The 17,874-nt window shown below is 62.3% G+C and carries 14 protein-coding genes and 1 tRNA gene; 6 read left to right on the top strand and 9 right to left on the bottom strand.

Annotated features, from left to right (window positions below; genetic code table 11):
• The first annotated feature begins 65 nt into the window (after positions 1-65).
• Positions 66-1,037, top strand: a complete 972-nt coding sequence (locus NKH30_RS29460; protein WP_352997705.1) for a patatin family protein — start codon at positions 66-68, stop codon at positions 1,035-1,037.
• 19 nt (positions 1,038-1,056) lie between these two features.
• On the opposite strand, the gene recJ is transcribed toward NKH30_RS29460, so the two are convergent.
• The 5 genes from recJ to NKH30_RS29435 all read right to left on the bottom strand — a co-directional run bounded on the left by recJ (position 1,057) and on the right by NKH30_RS29435 (position 7,035).
• A complete protein-coding gene (gene recJ, locus NKH30_RS29455) occupies positions 1,057-2,841 on the bottom strand; it encodes a single-stranded-DNA-specific exonuclease RecJ (protein WP_352997703.1) in 1,785 nt (594 codons plus the stop codon).
• Between the two features lie 60 nt (positions 2,842-2,901).
• A complete protein-coding gene (gene glpX, locus NKH30_RS29450) occupies positions 2,902-3,885 on the bottom strand; it encodes a class II fructose-bisphosphatase (protein WP_352451359.1) in 984 nt (327 codons plus the stop codon).
• A 144-nt stretch (positions 3,886-4,029) separates the two neighbouring features.
• Positions 4,030-5,343 (bottom strand): homoserine dehydrogenase, encoded by a 1,314-nt coding sequence (locus NKH30_RS29445; protein WP_352819162.1) that lies wholly within the window; start codon positions 5,341-5,343, stop codon positions 4,030-4,032.
• A gap of 47 nt (positions 5,344-5,390) precedes the next feature.
• A complete protein-coding gene (locus tag NKH30_RS29440; RefSeq protein ID WP_023678886.1) occupies positions 5,391-6,608 on the bottom strand; it encodes an LL-diaminopimelate aminotransferase in 1,218 nt (405 codons plus the stop codon).
• Between the two features lie 40 nt (positions 6,609-6,648).
• A complete protein-coding gene (locus NKH30_RS29435) occupies positions 6,649-7,035 on the bottom strand; it encodes a hypothetical protein (RefSeq protein WP_352614042.1) in 387 nt (128 codons plus the stop codon).
• Between the two features lie 97 nt (positions 7,036-7,132).
• Between NKH30_RS29435 and phaC the strand changes: the two genes are divergently transcribed.
• The 3 genes from phaC to NKH30_RS29420 all read left to right on the top strand — a co-directional run bounded on the left by phaC (position 7,133) and on the right by NKH30_RS29420 (position 10,658).
• Positions 7,133-8,968 (top strand): class I poly(R)-hydroxyalkanoic acid synthase, encoded by a 1,836-nt coding sequence (gene phaC / locus NKH30_RS29430; protein WP_352997701.1) that lies wholly within the window; start codon positions 7,133-7,135, stop codon positions 8,966-8,968.
• Positions 8,969-9,295: 327 nt separating this feature from the next.
• Positions 9,296-10,414 (top strand): YcbK family protein, encoded by a 1,119-nt coding sequence (locus NKH30_RS29425; RefSeq protein ID WP_352997727.1) that lies wholly within the window; start codon positions 9,296-9,298, stop codon positions 10,412-10,414.
• Between the two features lie 169 nt (positions 10,415-10,583).
• Positions 10,584-10,658: transfer RNA gene (locus NKH30_RS29420), tRNA-Glu, on the top strand.
• Between the two features lie 124 nt (positions 10,659-10,782).
• Here NKH30_RS29420 and NKH30_RS29415 read toward each other — a convergent pair.
• A complete protein-coding gene (locus NKH30_RS29415) occupies positions 10,783-11,079 on the bottom strand; it encodes a DUF982 domain-containing protein (protein WP_023678889.1) in 297 nt (98 codons plus the stop codon).
• Positions 11,080-11,376: 297 nt separating this feature from the next.
• Here NKH30_RS29415 and map point away from each other — a divergent pair, with 297 nt between their 5' ends.
• Positions 11,377-12,204 carry a type I methionyl aminopeptidase gene (gene map / locus NKH30_RS29410; RefSeq protein ID WP_352451363.1) on the top strand — a complete coding sequence of 276 codons (828 nt, stop codon included), beginning with the start codon at positions 11,377-11,379 and terminating at the stop codon, positions 12,202-12,204.
• A gap of 52 nt (positions 12,205-12,256) precedes the next feature.
• Positions 12,257-13,003, top strand: a complete 747-nt coding sequence (radC, locus tag NKH30_RS29405; RefSeq protein WP_352997699.1) for a RadC family protein — start codon at positions 12,257-12,259, stop codon at positions 13,001-13,003.
• Positions 13,004-13,091: 88 nt separating this feature from the next.
• On the opposite strand, the gene NKH30_RS29400 is transcribed toward radC, so the two are convergent.
• The 3 genes from NKH30_RS29400 to NKH30_RS29390 all read right to left on the bottom strand — a co-directional run.
• Positions 13,092-15,671 carry a bifunctional diguanylate cyclase/phosphodiesterase gene (locus tag NKH30_RS29400; protein ID WP_352997725.1) on the bottom strand — a complete coding sequence of 860 codons (2,580 nt, stop codon included), beginning with the start codon at positions 15,669-15,671 and terminating at the stop codon, positions 13,092-13,094.
• 447 nt (positions 15,672-16,118) lie between these two features.
• Positions 16,119-17,162, bottom strand: coding sequence for a class I SAM-dependent methyltransferase (locus tag NKH30_RS29395; protein ID WP_352997698.1), 1,044 nt, complete (start codon positions 17,160-17,162; stop codon positions 16,119-16,121).
• A gap of 59 nt (positions 17,163-17,221) precedes the next feature.
• Positions 17,222-17,874 (bottom strand): glycosyltransferase (locus NKH30_RS29390; protein ID WP_352997697.1); only part of this gene is annotated, 653 nt, incomplete at its 5' end.

The following is a 17,874-nucleotide window of genomic DNA, read 5'->3' as shown; positions in this document are numbered from 1 at the left end:
CCACGTATATTCATGATTTCGATACGGCCCGCCTATAGGATGACCGTGGGACAAGGGAGATTGTGATGCTCGACTGGGCGTCATTGCGCAACAGACCTGACGTTCGGGAGGCCAATGGCCTCTCCTCGGCCGCGGGCGCATCCGAAATCAAATCTCCGGGCAAAACTGGGATTTCGCTGGCATTGGGTGGCGGCTGTGCGCGCGGCTGGGCGCATATCGGCGTGCTGCGCGCGCTTGATGAAGCCGGCATCGAAGTGTCGATGATCGCCGGCACCTCGATCGGCGCGCTGGTCGGCGGCTGCTATGTTGCCGGCAAGCTCGACGAGTTGGAAGAATTCGCGCGCAGCCTGACCAGGCGGCGCATTTTTGGCCTTCTCGACCTCAATCTACGCGGCAGCGGCCTGTTCGGTGGCATGAAGCTCGATGCGCGGCTGCGCGAGCACATAGCCGGCATCCGCTTCGAGGACCTGCCAAAACCATTCGTCTGCGTCGCTTCGGAAATCCGCACCGGTCATGAGATCTGGCTGTCGAGCGGCTCGTTGAGCACCGCAATGCGCGCCTCCTACGCGCTGCCCGGCGTGTTCGAGCCGGTCGCCTGCAATGGGCGTGTGCTGGTTGACGGCGCACTGGTCAATCCGGTGCCGGTCTCGGTCTGCCGTGCCTACGAGCAGCCGCTCGTAGTTGCGGTGAACCTTCACTACGATCTGTTCGGCCGCGCCGCGGTGATCAAGCACAATGCCGGCGAGCTGGTCATCGAGAAAGACGCGCCGAGGGCCGGCCACGCCGATCCCGAACGCCAGTCGCGCGAGACGCGGCTCGGCATTACCGGCGTCATGGTCGAGGCCTTTAACATCATCCAGGACCGCATTTCGCGCGCCAGGCTGGCCGGCGACCCGCCGGACATATCGCTGCAGCCGAAGCTCAGCCATATCGGCCTGACCGAATTCCACCGCGCAGACGAAGCGATCCGTATCGGCTACCAGGCAACGATGGCGCAGATCGGCGACCTGACCCGGCTGCAGACCGTCCTCGCTTAGGCAGGGCGGCAGCGAGCTCTCAGGCAAGCGCCGCGTCGATGATGCGGAACTGCACCGTGCGGTTGCCGTTCCAGTGATTGCCCGACAGCGAGCCGGCGACGTGCACCGGTTTGCCCCTGTTCTTGAACAGGAATTCGCCGAGCGCAGTATCGACGGCGCGAAAGGCGATCGCCTGGATGCGGCCGCCACTTTCCGACTGCAGGTCGACGCGGATGTGGTTGCTGCCGACCGCCCGCGCATCAACAAGCCGGTGACGCGGCAGCGCGAACACCGGCGCGACATGCCCAGCGCCGAACGGCCCTGCCCTCTCTAGTGCATCGAGCAGCCCAAGCGTCGCGCCCTCGGCGGCTAGCGCACCGTCGATCGCCAGGCTCTCCTCGCCTTGCAGCCGGAATACATCCACCGCCGCGCGTTCTTCGAAGAAAGCCCTGAGTTCGCCGAGCTTCGCCCGCTCGACAGTGATGCCGGCCGCCATTCCGTGGCCGCCGCCCTTGACGATCAGCCCGGCATCGGCGGCCTCGCGCACCAGCCGGCCGAGGTCGAAGCCCGACACCGAACGGCCTGACCCCGTACCGAAACCATTGGCGTTGAAGGCGATGGCAAAGGCCGGCCGTCTTGCATGGTCCTTGAGCCGCGAGGCAAGCAGGCCGACAATGCCAGGATGCCAGTTGCTGCTGGCTGTCACCACGATGGCCGGACCATTGCCGCCGGCAAGCTCGGCATCGGCCTCTGAGCGCGCGGCGGCCAGCATCTCCTGCTCCATCGACTGCCGTTCCTGGTTGAGCCGATCCAGCGTCTCGGCGATGGTGCGGGCCTCGACCGGGTCGTCGGTTGCAAGCAGGCGGCTGCCAAGTGCTGCGTCGCCGATGCGCCCGCCGGCGTTGATGCGCGGACCGATCAGAAAGGCCAGATGGAACGTGCTGATCGGCTCGCCTATACGCGAGACCCGCGCCAACGCCGCCAGCCCTTCGTTTCTCTGCTGCCGCGCCACCTGCAGCCCCTTGACCACGAAGGCGCGGTTGACGCCGGTGAGCGGCACCACGTCGCAGACTGTGCCCAGCGCCACCAGGTCGAGCAGGCCAAGCAGGTCCGGCGGTGCGGCATCCGGCAAGCGGCCGCGCAGGATCTTCGCGGTCTGCACCAGGCAAAGGAAGACGACGCCGGCGGCACAAAGATGACCTTGGCCGGAAAGGTCGTCCTCGCGATTTGGGTTGACGACCGCAGCCGCCGCCGGCAGCGGCCCGCCGACCTGATGGTGATCGAGCACCACGACGTCGGCGCCGGCGGCCTTTGCGGCGTCGATGGAAGCAGCACTGTTGGTGCCGCAATCGACGGTGACGATCAGCGTCGCGCCGCGCGAGACGAGTTCGCGCATCGCTTCCGGATTGGGGCCGTAACCCTCGAAGATGCGGTCCGGTATGTAGATCTCCGACGCCACCGAGAAATATGCGAGAAAGCGCTTGAGCAGCGCCGACGAGGCGGCGCCGTCGACATCGTAGTCGCCAAAGATCGCCACTTTTTCCCTGGCCATCGCCGCCTGGGCGATGCGAGCGGCGGCCCTGTCCATGTCGGTCAGCGATGCCGGGTCGGGCAGCAGATTGCGGATGGTCGGATCCAGAAACCGCTCGGTCTGCTCGGCGGTGACACCACGCCCGGCCAGCACACGTGCCACGATGTCAGGCACGCCATACCCTTGCGCGATGGCGAGCGCGGCCATGTCCTGACGCTCGGTCAGCCGGTGTTCCCAGGAAACGCCGGTGGCCGACTGCCTGACATCGAGGAAAAAGCGTCTTTCCCCCGTCACGTGACGCGCCGTCTGCAATTTGTCATTGCGCACAATATGCAACGGCTAACTGAGTCGAAATCAAAACTTTTCCAGATCCTGATGCCTGGCTTTGATTTCGCGCACGGTCCGCGATGACGAGCGCAGCACGATCGTGTGCGTGGTGATGAAATTGCGGCCGAACTTGACGCCGGCCAGCATATTGCCGTCGGTGACGCCGGTCGCGGCAAACAGCACGTCGCCGCGTGCCATGTCTTGCGTGTGGTAGATCCGTTTTGGGTCGGAGATCCCCATCTTCGCGGCGCGCGCCAGCTTTTCCGGCGTATCGAAGATCAACCTGCCCTGCATCTGGCCACCGGTGCAGCGCAAGGCGGCAGCTGCGAGCACGCCTTCGGGCGCGCCTCCGGTGCCGAGATAGATGTCGATGCCGGTCTCGTCCGGGTCGGTGGTATGGATGACCCCGGCGACATCACCGTCGCCGATCAGACGGATCGCGGCTCCGGTCGCCCGCACGGCTTCGATCAACGCGCCATGGCGTGGCCGGTCGAGAATACAGGCGGTGATCTCCGCCACCGGCACGCCCTTGGCCCTGGCGAGGCTGGCGATGTTTTCGGCCGGCGAGGCATCGATGTCGATGATGCCGTCGGCATAACCCGGACCGATCGCGATCTTGTCCATATAGACGTCCGGCGCGAACAAAAGGCTGCCTTTTTCGGCAATGGCGATAACGGCCAGTGCGTTGGGCAGGTTCTTGGCGCAGATCGTCGTGCCTTCGAGCGGATCAAGCGCGATGTCGACAGCCGGGCCTTGGCCGGTACCGACCTCTTCGCCGATATAAAGCATCGGCGCCTCGTCGCGCTCGCCTTCGCCGATCACCACCGTGCCGTTGATGGCAAGACGGTTGAGCTCCTGCCGCATGGCATCGACCGCGACCTGGTCGGCGGCTTTCTCGTCGCCGCGTCCGCGCAATCTGGCGGCCGCGACCGCGGCGCGCTCGGTGACGCGCACCAATTCCATGGTCAGTATCCGGTCGAGGCCGGCGACAATGTTCTGGGCCACATTCATCGATGGACAATCCTCGTTGGCAGTTTAGCCTCTCCGCCAGAGACGCGCTTCTTGTGTCAAAGCCCCGTGACAACAGCAAGACCTGCGTTGGACCTTTTTGAAAGCGCAGCAATATCAATCGATTAAACGCAAAATGTGAGACTGCTATCCGGCCCGCTCGATGCGGATGACTTGCGGCTTGTCGGTCAGAAGGCTGTCCCTGGTGATGCCGTCGACGGCCTTGCGCACCGCCGCCTCGGTCGTCTCGTGGGTCACTAGGATAACCGTCTTCTGTGCCTCGGTTTCCGGCCCGGCGGCATGCTGGACGATCGATTCCAGAGAAATGTCGTTGTCGGCCATGCGCTTGGCTATTGCCGCGAAAACGCCGAGGCGGTCGTGCACGGTCAGCCGGATGAAATAACCGCCGGCATGGCTGCGCATCTGCGCCTTCTTGTAAGGCTTCAATTCCTTCACCGGCCGGCCGAAGACCGGACCATGCTGGAAGCCAGGCCGGCTCTTGGCGATATCGGCAATGTCGCCGATCACCGCCGACGCGGTGGCGTTGCCGCCGGCGCCAGGGCCGGAAAGCAGCAATTCGCCGAGGATGTCGGTTTCTATCGCTACCGCATTGGTGACGCCGTGCACCTGCGCGATGACCGAGGCCGTCGGCACCATGGTCGGGTGCACGCGCTGCTCGATGCCGCTTTCGGTGCGTTGGGCGACGCCAAGCAGCTTGATCCGGTAGCCGAGATCGCCGGCCGCGCGGATGTCGGCCTGGCTGATGTTGGAGATGCCTTCCATGTAGATATCGTTGGCGGCGATCCTCGTGCCAAAGGCAAGGCTGGTCAGGATCGACAGCTTGTGCGCGGTGTCGTGACCCTCGATGTCGAAGGTCGGGTCGGCTTCGGCATAGCCCAGCCGTTGCGCATCCTTCAGGCAGGCATCGAAAGACAGGCCCTCGGCTTCCATGCGCGTCAGAATGTAGTTGCAGGTACCGTTGAGGATGCCGAAAACGCGGGTCACCGAATTGCCGGCCATCGCCTCGCGCATTGTCTTGATAACCGGAATGCCGCCGGCCACCGCCGCCTCGTAATTGAGCAGCACGCCTTTCCTCTCGGCGATCTCGGCCAGCGCCACGCCGTGCTTGGCAAGCAGCGCCTTGTTGGCGGTGACGACATGGCGGCCGCCTTCAAGTGCCGCTTTTACGGACGAGCGCGCCGCCCCGTCGTCGCCGCCGATCAGCTCGACGAACACGTCGATCTCGCCGGTCTGCGCCATCTTGATGGCGTCGTCGAACCACTGTGCTGCGCCAAGATCGACGCCACGGTCGCGCTTTGGGTCTCGGGCCGAAACGGCTGTGACGACGATGTCGCGTCCGCACTGCCGCGTCAGTTCCGCCGCCTTGTCGCGCAGCACGCGCGCCACCGACGCGCCGACGGTGCCGAGACCGGCAATTCCAACACGCAATGCTTCAGCCATGTCCGGCGGCGCCCCTCAACAACTCGGTCGATTTGATATGCAGAAACTCAGCGATGTGCGGCGAGCGGTACGACGTTATTCGGCTGCTTGGCGCTGGATGCGAGGAAGCGCTTGATGTTGCGCGCCGCTTGCCGGATCCGATGCTCGTTTTCGACCAGCGCGATGCGCACGTGATCGTCGCCATGCTCGCCGAAGCCGACGCCCGGCGCCACGGCGACGTCGGCGTGCTCGATCAGGAGCTTGGAGAATTCAAGCGAGCCCAGGTGCTTGAACGGCTCCGGGATCGGCGCCCAGGCGAACATCGATGCCGCCGGTGCGGGAATGGTCCAGCCGGCGCGGCTGAAAGCGTCGACCATGACATCGCGGCGTTTGCGGTAGACGTCGCGCACTTCCGCGATGTCGGCGCCATCGCCGTTGAGTGCATGCGCCGCCGCCACCTGGATCGGCGTGAAGGCGCCGTAGTCGAGATAGGATTTCACTCGCGTCAGCGCCGAGATCAGCCGTTCATTGCCGACCGCAAAACCCATGCGCCAACCCGGCATCGAAAAGGTCTTCGACATCGAGGTGAACTCGACGGCGACGTCTATGGCGCCCGGCACCTGCAGCACCGAAGGCGGCGGATTGCCGTCGAAATAGATCTCCGAATAGGCAAGATCCGACAGGATGATGATGTCGTTCTTCCTCGCGAAGGCCACCACCTCCTTGTAGAAATCGAGCGAAGCGACCAGTGCCGTCGGATTGGACGGATAATTGAGGATCAGTGCCAGCGGCTTCGGGATCGAATGGCGAATGCCGCGCTCCAGGGCCGGGATGAAGCCGTCGTCCGGCTCGACCTGCAGCGAGCGGATGACGCCGCCCGACATGATGAAGCCGAACGCATGGATTGGATAGGTCGGATTAGGGCACAGGATCACATCGCCGGGGGCGGTGATCGCCTGCGCCATATTGGCAAAGCCCTCCTTCGAGCCGAGCGTCGCCACCACCTGGCTGTCCGGGTCGAGCTTCACACCGAAGCGGCGGGCATAGTAGTTGGCCTGGGCACGGCGCAGGCCCGGAATGCCGCGCGACGACGAATAGCGGTGTGTGCGCGGATCGCGTACCACCTCGCAGAGTTTGTCGACGATGGCCTTGGGCGTCGGCAGGTCCGGATTGCCCATGCCAAGGTCGATGATGTCGGCGCCGCGCGAACGCGCGCTGGCCTTCAGGCGGTTGACCTGTTCGAAGACATATGGCGGAAGCCGGCGGACCTTGTGAAATTCTTCCATGGCAGTTCCAGACAGTGAGGTTGCGGTCGCGCGTATAAGCCTATTTGCAACTAGGGTCGAGAGCGGGGTCGCATTTGCCTTCGATCTGCTTCAGCGCCTCGGCGCCGTGTTTTTTTGCCAGCTGGTCCAGCGCTGCCTGGTCCGCAACCTTGACGCCGCCGCCCTTGGCGGCCTGGCTCTGCTCCTCGGCCTTCAGTTGGGCGAGCTTGGCGTTCTTTTCCTCGTCGGTGAATTGCTCGGCCGCCACCTGCGGCCGGATGTTCAGGTTCGGATAGGAACCGGTGTCCTTCGCGCCGACAAGGCCGGTGGCGGGCGCCGCACCTTCCATGTTGCTGCTCGTGCAACCGGCCATCGCCAACATGACGAGCGCCATGCGGCAAAAACGACCAGTGCCGGAAAAAACGTTCTTGCCAATATTAATCGTCATATTGTTTTCCTGGCGGCCGGGTTAGAGCACATTGGACCCTGTTCGGTATGCCATGGTAATATGTCAACAAAACGCTTCGGGAGGAACCCCGCGAACCATGTCCAAAACACCCGATTCGGGCAAAGCGGAAGATGACCAACCTTCGACCGTCGAGCAATATCTGGTGAAGGACCCGGAACGCTTCGCGCTGAACATGGCTCGCATGATCGAGCAGGCCGGCAAGGCCGCCTCGGCATGGGCCGAGCCGCGGGAAAAAGGCGAGGTGCGCGATCACGTCGCTGAGCCGGTCGTCGACATGGTGAAGACGTTCTCCAAGCTCACCGAGTACTGGCTCTCCGACCCGCAGCGCGCGCTGGAGGCGCAAACGCGGCTGTTTTCCGGCTACATGACCGTCTGGGCCAACGCCGTCCAGCGCATCGGCGCCGGCGCCGAGGACGCCGAGGACGCGGTCAAGCCCGAGCGCGGTGACAAGCGTTTCCAGGACCCGGAATGGGGCCGCAACGCCTTCTTCGATTTCCTCAAACAGGCGTATCTGGTCACCTCGCGCTGGGCGGCCGAACTGGTCGAGCACGCCGACGGCCTGGACGAGCACACCCGCCACAAGGCCGGCTTTTATGTCAAGCAGGTGTCCAATGCCATCTCGCCGTCGAATTTCATCCTGACCAATCCGGAATTGTTTCGCGAGACTGTCGCCTCCAACGGCGAAAACCTGGTGCGCGGCATGAAGATGCTGGCCGAGGACATTGCCGCCGGCAAGGGCGACCTGAAGCTGCGGCAGGCCGATTATTCGCTTTTCGAGATCGGTAAGAATCTCGCCACCACTCCCGGCAAGGTGGTCGGCCGCAGCGACGTCGCCGAAATCCTGCAATACGAACCGACTACCGACACCGTGCTCAAGCGGCCGCTGCTGATCTGCCCGCCATGGATCAACAAATACTACATCCTCGACCTCAACCCGCAAAAATCCTTCATTCGCTGGGCAGTCGAGCAAGGCCACACCGTCTTTGTCATCTCCTGGATCAACCCGGACGAGCGGCACGGCGCCAAGAGCTGGGAGGCCTATATCAGGGAGGGCCTGCAATACGGCCTCGACACGATCGAGAAGGCCACCGGCGAAAGGCAAGTCAACGCCATCGGCTATTGCGTCGGTGGCACGCTTCTCGCGGCGGCCCTGGCGCTGATGGCGCAGGAAGGCGACAACCGCATCAAATCCGCCACCTTCTTCACCACCCAGGTCGATTTTACCTATGCCGGCGATCTAAAAGTGTTCGTCGACGAGGAGCAGGTCGCGGCCGTCGAAAAGGCGATGAACGAGAAAGGCTATCTCGACGGCACGAAGATGGCGACCGCCTTCAACATGCTGCGCTCGGACGACCTGATCTGGCCCTATGTCGTCAACAACTACATGCGCGGCAAGGATCCCCTGCCTTTCGACCTGCTGTACTGGAATGCCGATTCGACCCGCATGGGCGCTGCCAACCATTCCTTCTATTTGCGCAATTGCTATCTCGAGAACAGGCTTTCGCAAGGCATGATGGAACTGGCGGGCCGCACGGTTTCGCTGAGGGACGTCACCATGCCGGTCTACAACCTCGCCTCCAAGGAGGACCACATCGCGCCGGCGCTTTCGGTATTCCTCGGCTCGAAATATTTCGGCGGCGAGGTCGATTACGTCATGGCCGGCTCCGGCCACATCGCCGGGGTCGTCAATCCGCCGGCGGCGCAGAAATATCACTACTGGACCGGCGGCAAGCCGGCCGGCGACTTCGACCAGTGGCTCGCCGGGGCCACCGACCATCCCGGTTCCTGGTGGCCGCACTGGCAACGCTGGATCGAAGCCAAGGACAATACCCGCGTACCGGCCCGCAAACCGGGCGAGCATATGCAAGTTCTAGGCGAAGCCCCCGGCACCTATGTCAAGGTGCGCGTGTAACCATCTGTAATGTGTGGTGAGTTGACGCGCCGCCAAAAGCGGGCGAAATGGTGCCGTCAACCCTGAGCAGCCTTGATTCATCCTCTAGCCGCCAAATTACTTTGAGGCTTGCAGATTTGACACAGGTCTCGTTTCCGGTTCGGGGAACAAGGGTCATTTCGACGAGACGTTTCGACGCCGCGCCAATGACGAACCGGTCGGATATCGAGGGGGAATTTTGTTTTGAGATCAGCAGGATCGCGCCTCGCGAAGGGAGAAAGCCGCGCCATTGTGGCGGCGCTTTTCTCGGTGCTCCTGGCGTCCTGCACCTCGGCCGGCGACCCGACCATGGCGGTCGGCATGCCAGGCTACAATACCTCGGCTACCGAAATCAGCACGGCCGCCGGTGCGCCCCAGGCCAGCACGGCCGCATCATCGTCGCAGATGACAAGCGCACAAATGACGATGAATGCCGACGGCGACGCCAACCTTCCCGAGCAGGTCGCCTATGTGCCGGTGGCCAAGCCAGGGGCCAAGCTCGACGCTGGCTTCCCGATCGCCGTCCCCACGGCAGCCGAGACGATCGCGGGACACACGCCGCAACCGCTGCAACCAAACGCCCAGACGGCCGAACAGGCCGTGGCGCAGAACAGTGCTGATGCATCGAAGCTCGACGCCAACACTGCCGCGCCGGCGATGAACAACCCGGTTTATGTGACCGCCGGCGAGATGCCGCAGCCACAGGCCTACGCACCGAAGAAAAACTTCCTGGCTTCACTGTTCAGCGCCACGCCTGCTTCGGCGGCACCTTCTTCGCCGGCCAACAGCAGATCGGGCGGGCAGCCAACGGTCATGCAGGCCAAGGCGACGCCTGCGGCAAAACCCACCGTCACCCTGGCTTCGGCCGATCCGGCTGAAAAGCCGGTGCAGCTGGTGTCGACAGGCGACACCAGCCACTTCACGGCCGATGCGCTGCCCGGCGTGCGACAGACGGCGCTGTTCGAGATCAAGCGCAAATCCGGCCTCGACGATGAGAGTGATGTCGATCTCAACGAAGACGAAGGTTCGGGTGGCGCCTACCAGGTTGCCTCCGCCGCCGGCCTTGCCCGGCTGGCGCCCAACGGCCTCCTGAAACAGAACGAAAGCGTCGATGTCGCCTGCTTGAAGCCATCGCTGGTTCGCGTGCTGAAGACGATCGAAGGCCACTACGGCCGCAAGATGACGGTCACCTCCGGCTATCGCGATCCGGCCCGCAACCGCCGCGCCAACGGCGCCAAGAATTCGCTGCACATGTACTGCGCTGCCGCCGACATCCAGGTCCCCGGCGTCTCGAAGTGGGAACTGGCGAGCTACATCCGCACCATGCCGGGCCGCGGCGGCGTCGGCACCTACTGCCACACCGAATCCGTCCATGTCGATGTCGGCCCCGAGCGCGACTGGAACTGGCGCTGCCGCAGGCGCGGCTAGGTTCTTTCCGGCGCCGCGACGCCCCTTCCCCGGCGACGTTGTACTTTGCCGCAACCAGCTTCGCCGGCAAAAACACGCGGTTTGGAGCCAAAGGAAAAAAGTTGTCGCAGCCGGCGGCAGACGGGTTGCCGGTTTGTCGTGACGCAACTATAAGCGCTCACATCTGAGCGCGCCCATCGTCTAGCGGTCAGGACACCGCCCTTTCACGGCGGTAACAGGGGTTCGATTCCCCTTGGGCGTACCAGCATTTCAACTTGGCATATGTCTATCGCCAGCGTGATGCTGCGCCAGCTCTGCTGGACCCGCCACTCTGATAGGGATGTCGGCAAGAAGAGGCGAAGACGACTGAGGACTACGTCGAAGGCTCCCTACGCCCGCAGTCCCCTCGCCTCGCCGCCGCGCTTGCGCGGAACCATCATGTCCCTGGCAAGCAGGCCGCTCACCCGGCAAAAGGCCATGAAGGCCCGCCATGCGTCTTCGGTCTCGACGATGTCCACCGTGGCGCCAAAACAGGCATTGAACGCGGCCTGGTAGGTTGGTCCCTTCCGGCGAACCGGCCATGTTTGCAGGAAATCGAGCGCCTGCTCGACACTGTAGATTTCCTCGACCGGCTGGCCGGGCACAGGCGCGATCCGCACCGGCACCTCGAATTGCAGTCTGTCCATTCGATCTCTCCCGAACTGACACCCCCGCAGCAACGCCGTTCGTCGCAAAAAATTGCCGTGGCGGCTTAATGCTTGGGCCGCTTCTCGCCTAGAAATGTGTCGTCACTACGGTGGTCAATGAACCCAGCGAGGTATGGGCCGCTAGAGGCAAGGAGAATGCCCCCAGGCGTGAATATCGCCGGTCTTCGGCCCGTCGCCGGCAGTTCGTCCTTGAACCTTGCGCTTTCCAGTGCCAAATCTGGGGAGGTTTCTCTCGCCGAGGCTCATCCAGCCCCGCATCCCTGCAAGACGGATAAAATGGTCACCTATCTCGACGCCGCCACGGCACCGCTCAGAAACACCGGCCAGATCCGTCTTTACGACGAGGAAGGTTTTGTCGGCATGCGCAAGGCTTGCGATCTCACCGCGCGCTGCCTCGACGAACTGGTACCGATTGTGGCGCCCGGCGTCACCACCGAAGCGATTGATCGCTTCGTCTTCGAGTTCGGGATGGACCATGGCGCGCTTCCGGCGACGCTCAACTACCGTGGCTATACGAAATCATCCTGCACCTCGATCAACCACGTCGTCTGTCACGGCATACCCGACAACAAGCCGTTGAAGGATGGCGACATCGTCAATATCGACGTCACCTATATCCTCGACGGCTGGCATGGCGACTCCTCGCGCATGTATCCGGTGGGCACGATCAAGCGTGCCGCGGAGCGGCTGCTCGAAGTCACGTATGAGTGCCTGATGCGCGGCATCGCGGCAATCAAGCCGGGCGCCCGAACCGGCGCCATCGGCGCCGCCATCCAGACCTATGCCGAAGCCGAGCGTTGCTCGGTGGTGCGCGATTTCTGCGGCCACGGGGTTGGCCGGCTGTTTCACGACGCGCCGAATATCCTGCATTACGGCAGCGCCAGCGAAGGCGTCGAGATGCGGCCAGGCATGATCTTCACCGTCGAGCCGATGATCAATCTCGGCCGGCCGCATGTGAAAGTGCTGTCGGACGGCTGGACCGCGGTGACGCGCGACCGTTCGCTGTCGGCGCAGTACGAGCACACGATCGGCGTCACCGAGACCGGCTGCGAGATCTTCACGCTGTCGCCAAAAAACCTCGACCGCCCCGGCCTGCGGGCCTAGTGTCTGGCAGATCGGGCGTTACCTTGCCCGGCAAATGCTGGGTGGGGCAGCCATGAACGGTGACAACGACGAGCGGGCCTTCTTTCCCGAAAGGCCAGTGCGATCGCCCGCGAAGGCGGTGGCCGCCGACAAGCCGCATTATCTCGGCCATCGCGACCGCCTGCGCGAGCGCTTCGCCGCCGGTGCCAACACCCTCCCCGACTACGAGCTGCTCGAGCTTTTATTGTTTCGGCTGATCCCGCGCGCCGACACCAAGCCGGTCGCCAAGGCATTGCTGGCACGCTTCGGCACATTGGCCGAGGTCCTCGGTGCGCCCGTCAAGCGCCTGCAGGAGGTGAAGGGCATCGGCCCGGCGGTTGCGCTCGACCTCAAGGTGGTTGCGGCAACGGCGCAGCGCATGGCGCGCGGCGAGATCGCCGGCCGCGAGCTGTTGTCGACCTGGACGCAGGTTCTCGAATACTGCCGGTCGGTGATGGCCTTCGAGGAGCGCGAGCAGTTCCGCATCCTGTTCCTCGACAAGAAAAACGCGCTGATCGCCGACGAAGTCCAGCAGGTCGGCACCGTCGACCACACACCGGTCTATCCGCGCGAGGTGGTCAGGCGCGCCTTGGAGCTCTCCGCCACGGCGATCATTCTGGCGCATAACCATCCGTCGGGAGACCCGACGCCGTCGCGCGCCGACATCGAGATGACCAAGCTGATCATCGAGACGGCCAAACCGCTTGGTATTGCCGTTCACGACCACATCATCATCGGCAGGAAAGGCCACTCCAGCATGAAGGGGCTGCTGCTGATCTGAGGTTTGGCGTTGTTTTCAGCTTTGTCCGCTGTACGCCTATGTACCGCAACGTGAAGGCGGTCGGCTCGATAAATTCTGGCGCCGAGGCTCAGCTGGCCGTGCGCAGGCGTCGCGATCGGACAAAGGTCTTAAGTCCCTCGGAATCGAACGCGTGGCCGAAGGCATAACCCTGCAATATGTCGCAGCCCAGGCCCTTGAGTAGCCGTGCATGCTGCATCGTCTCGACGCCTTCCGCCACGACCTCGATACCCAGCGACTTGCCGATTTCAATGATCGACGAGACAACCTGCCTTCTCTGCGGCGATTTGACGATTGGGGTGACCAGCTGCCGATCTATCTTCAGCCGGCGCGGCTGCAACTTCAGCAAACTGACCATCGAAGCGTAACCGGTACCAAAATCGTCTATTTCGATGTCAATCCCCAGTTCTTTTATCTGCTCGATGTTCCACGTGACAAGGTCGTCGTTCTCGTCCAGGAAAATCGACTCAACAAGCTCAAACGAAACTGTTCCCTTCTTGATATTTTGCTCTCGCAGGCTCTTGATGAGCTCCTCATCCTGAAGGCGCCTGGCCGAGACATTGACCGACACCCGCGGAATGTGAAGTTTTGCAGCGGACCACGCTTCGAAATCCGAAAGCGATTGCTTCAATATGGCTTGGTCGATGATCGAGACAACGTTCAGTTCTTCTGCAATCCTCAGGAAGACGTCGGGCGCCAAAATACCCTTTATTGGATGTTTCCACCTCGCCAGCGCCTCAACCCCAACGATTTCGAGCGTCTTTGCGTCAAATTGGGGCTGGTAGAACGGGATGAACTCGTTGCGCTCGAGGCCGCCGAGAATTTCGTCGGCAATCCGCTTGGTATCGACGATTTCGCTTTGCATCGCGTCTGTGAAGAATTCGTATCGATTGCGCCCCCGCCCCTTTGCTCGGTAAAGCGCGATATCGGCGTTCACCAGCAGGTGTTTGGCTTCGACATCTTTTCCGTTGTCGACAGCGATTCCCACGCTGACACCAAAACGGCATCGATGACCCTGATAGTAGACCGGTTCGCGCATCTGGCTGATGACGCGGTCGGCGAGCAGCGCCAGCTGCTTGGTATCGTCGCGCACCACGCACAGAACGATGAATTCGTCTCCCCCGATACGGGCGACGAATCCCTCGTCGCCGACCTTCGATCTGAGGACTGTCGACGCGTGAACCAACATCGCGTCACCGGCGGCGTGGCCCAGTGTATCGTTGATGTGCTTGAACCGATCCAGATCTATGTGAAGCAGTGCCGCGTGCCCACCTGAGCGCCTGGCGTTTGCCGCGTAATGTTCCAGTACCTGGTCGAGGTAACGCCGGTTGGGCAAGCCGGTCAGCGAATCATGAAGCGCGATGTGCTCTATGCGCGCTTTGGCCGACTCGAGTTCCGCATTTTTCGACTCGGACAGCTGTTTTGCACGAACCAGATCCTTGTTCAGCAGGACGTCGGCAGTCACGTCCCATTCCGCGCCGATCATTTTTGGGGTGTCGTTTGCGACCCGGTAAACGATCGCCTTGGACCGGACATGACGAATCTCGCCATCCTGACGCACAATCCGGTACTCCGACAAATATGGTCGTCCGCTGGCCACCGCCCTGTCGAAGTCCGCGTTGGCGCCAGCCAAATCATCTGGGTGGATTGCTCCCGCCCAGTCTGGGTAGCCCCGGTGCTCGCCGGTTGGTTTGCCATATATTTCGTTGACGCGATCATCCCACGTAAGCTCGTTGGTCGCGAGATCGTGTTCCCAAACCCCAATAGCCGACGCTTCCAGGGCGAGTTCCAAGCGTCGTGACAATCGACGCAATTCCGCATAATTGCGCTGTCTTTCGCCAATCAGGCGGCCTGTGACCAGGAAAGGGAACACAACCAAGGCTCCGGCCGTCGCCATGATAGCGCGCAACAACCATGCGTTGCTTGGCGTCGAAGGCCAGCCATTTTTGGGAATGGCCGCGATTTGCCACGAACCGGACGGGAGCACAACGTCGGCTGTCACCGGATCGCTTTTGCTGATCCGCTCATTACCATAGAATTGGTCTCCATTTTGGCCGAGAGCGTCCCTGCCGATCAGCGCTATGTCAATCCCGAGATCGTCGTCAAGCAGCCCGCTCGCCCGATAAAGACGCTGCACGTCGACAACGGCGGAAATGATGCCCCAGAACCTTTCCGTATTGCCCGCGCTCCGCACGAAAACCGGAAAGCGGCCGATGAAGCCTTGTCCTCCCTGCTTCAGCTCGACGGGGCCGGCAAGCACCAGCTTGCGTTCGTCTCGCGCCCTTAGCGCAGCCGCACGCTGTCGCTCGTTCTTGCGGTAGTCCAGGCCCATCGCCTGCTCGTTACCCTCCATCGGGTACATCAGGGAAACGACCAGATCGGGCGCGCCGGCAATATTGTTCAATTGCGAGTCGGCGCCAAACAGATTGCTCGCGAGTGAGGCGAAGCGTTGCTGTCCCATATAGGGCTCGGTCACGACCGCGGAGACCAATCCACGCACGAGTTGAAGGTTTCCGTTGATATTGCCTTCGAGCTTGGCGCGGATGAGGTTGACCTTGGTCAGCACGTCCGAACGGACGGCCTGGTCCGAGACGACTTTGTTCTGGTGCTCCGCGAACGCAGCGCTGATAAGTATGACGACAAGCGCGATCGCCGCCGGAATATTTGCCGACGAAAAGACGACCTCCTTGATGCCGCCGAACCTAGCGCGGAAAAAAGCCAATAGGCGATTCCTCAAGTGCCATTTCAGGTTTTCGGGTCGACCCGATGAGGAACATTAGCTTTCAATGTTTAATTTGACCTTCACGCTCCTTAGAGCTTTTGCACTTCCGACCGTTGCTGACGTTGCAGGCCCGAGCGGTTGGAGCCAGCTGCCGACTTCCACTGCCATGGTCCCACTGATTGAGATACGCTGGCGCCGGCGATCCAGCGTCTGTCGACCATTCGCGAGGAGATCTGCTCATCTCAAGGCGCTCGTCTGTGGAAGCGGACCGAGAGAGAGGCCAGCTAGACCTGGCTTGCTCGGAAGATAGAGGAGCGCGAGCGCGATTGCACAAATCGACGCTCCGACCCGAGTACTCTGGAGCGTTGACCTGGACTAGTGCCCCTCAATCGCCTTGGGAGACACAAGGTATGGTATCTTGCCGACGCTGCGCTTCGTCGCGCCAATGGAATAAGCCATCGGTATCTTGGGAGAGTTCTCCGGCAAGCCGTACATATCCTTGCCGGCCCGCACGGCAAATGAAAAGTGCTGCCACGAAACCGTGTCATGCTCATTGAGAAAATCGAGCGTCAGACCAGCTGAAATCAGCGCATTCACCACGTCACTGATCGGGTGGATCCATTCATAATAGCGAGGATGCTTCAAGATGCGATCATCGCCGGTGTAGGTCAGTTCCTCGTTCCAGGCGAGCGGCCGAGCTATCGGCGTTCGCCAGTCGTGCTTCAATTCCAGGGCCGCGGCCTTTCGATCGCACTGAAACAGCAATGGATGGCCCTCGGCCATGTAGAGGCGGCCGCCGGGTCGCAGAAGATCGGCAACCACCCGCGCCCAACGGAACACGTCGTCCAGCCAGTTTACCGAACCCCAGGTAACGTAAGCGATATCAAAGGTCCGGCCGAGCGCTTCCACCGCCTCGAACAGTGGCGCTTCCACGAAGCGCACTTCGGTGCCTGCCTTCGCAGCAAAATCCCGCGCTGCCACGATCGCCGTCGGTGAAAAGTCGAGCCCGGTCACGCTGCCTGCGCCGAGATTCTTCAAGCTGATCGTGTCAAGACCGATGTGACACTGCAGGTGGACGATATCCTTGCCGGCGATATCGCCGAGCTCGCGCGTTTCCAGCTCATAGAGATTGGATCCGCCGGCCAGCACATTCTCGATGTGGTAGCTGCCCGTCGTGTCGGTCGAGTGCAGTTCGGCCCGATCATCCCAATTAAGGCGGTTCGCGCCCAGAAACCGTTCCAAATTCCCCCACCCCTGACCGACGCATGGTAAACAAGTCGTTAAAGCACCTTTGCAGCGAAAATAGCTCGCGTCAATCCGGACCGGGCGGCAGTGCGCCGCCGCTCGCGAAAGCATTAGCCCCGGGAGGGCTTGCTGCTGATCAAAGGCTTCTGGCGCGATCGCCGCGCCCGGCGACAAGACCCCGCAGGCGCTCCCGGACTCCGCCGTCGTGGTCTGTATGTGGATCAGTCGGTTCCTCAGCCCGGCACAGCCACCATCGCGATATTTCTGGAGAGCTCGTTTGTGGGGGCAACTGCGTCTGCCGTGCCGCTCGTGAGTGCTCGGTAGAGTGCCAGATAATCGCTGCACATGCGCTCGACCGTGAACCGCTTCTCGAACGTCTGCCGCACTCGTGCGCGATCGAGGCTGTCTATGCGCCGGAGCGCGCCTACGGCTTCCTCCGCCGTATCCACGATCCATCCGGACACACCGTCATCGATGATCTCCGGGACGGCGCCACGCCGGAACGCAACCACTGGCGTACCGCAGGCCATTGCTTCGATCGTTACGAGACCGAAGGGTTCCGGCCAGTCGATCGGAAACAAAAGCGCTTTCGCATTGCCCAGAAAATCCGCCTTTTGCCGCTCATCGATCTCGCCAATGAACTCCACGTTCGAATGCCGCAGCACTTGCGGCTCGACCCTTTCCTTCCAGAACGACTGGTCCACCTTGTCGATTTTGGCGGCGATCTTCAGGGGAAACCCGGCCCGCGCTGCTATTTGTATGGCCGCTTCCGGCCCCTTTTCAGGCGAGATGCGACCGAGAAACGCAAGATAGCCGGAGGTGTTCGGGTGAAATGGCAGAAGATCGCGGGGTAGGCCATGATGCACGGTTCCAACCCAATTGACGG

The organism is Mesorhizobium sp. M1273 (assembly GCF_040318195.1).
Classification (GTDB): Bacteria; Pseudomonadota; Alphaproteobacteria; order Rhizobiales; family Rhizobiaceae; genus Mesorhizobium.
Note: the sequence above shows the minus strand (reverse complement) of the source record. Positions and strands in the feature narration are given on the sequence as shown.

What these genes read in the sequence shown, in the direction of transcription:
- NKH30_RS29460 (WP_352997705.1), top strand. Translation starts at nt 66, where the DNA reads ATGCTCGACTGGGCGTCATTGCGCAACAGACCTGACGTTCGGGAGGCC.
- glpX (WP_352451359.1), bottom strand. Translation starts at nt 3,885, where the DNA reads ATGAATGTGGCCCAGAACATTGTCGCCGGCCTCGACCGGATACTGACC.
- NKH30_RS29445 (WP_352819162.1), bottom strand. Translation starts at nt 5,343, where the DNA reads ATGGCTGAAGCATTGCGTGTTGGAATTGCCGGTCTCGGCACCGTCGGC.
- NKH30_RS29440 (WP_023678886.1), bottom strand. Translation starts at nt 6,608, where the DNA reads ATGGAAGAATTTCACAAGGTCCGCCGGCTTCCGCCATATGTCTTCGAA.
- NKH30_RS29435 (WP_352614042.1), bottom strand. Translation starts at nt 7,035, where the DNA reads ATGACGATTAATATTGGCAAGAACGTTTTTTCCGGCACTGGTCGTTTT.
- phaC (WP_352997701.1), top strand. Translation starts at nt 7,133, where the DNA reads ATGTCCAAAACACCCGATTCGGGCAAAGCGGAAGATGACCAACCTTCG.
- NKH30_RS29425 (WP_352997727.1), top strand. Translation starts at nt 9,296, where the DNA reads ATGGCGGTCGGCATGCCAGGCTACAATACCTCGGCTACCGAAATCAGC.
- NKH30_RS29415 (WP_023678889.1), bottom strand. Translation starts at nt 11,079, where the DNA reads ATGGACAGACTGCAATTCGAGGTGCCGGTGCGGATCGCGCCTGTGCCC.
- map (WP_352451363.1), top strand. Translation starts at nt 11,377, where the DNA reads ATGGTCACCTATCTCGACGCCGCCACGGCACCGCTCAGAAACACCGGC.
- radC (WP_352997699.1), top strand. Translation starts at nt 12,257, where the DNA reads ATGAACGGTGACAACGACGAGCGGGCCTTCTTTCCCGAAAGGCCAGTG.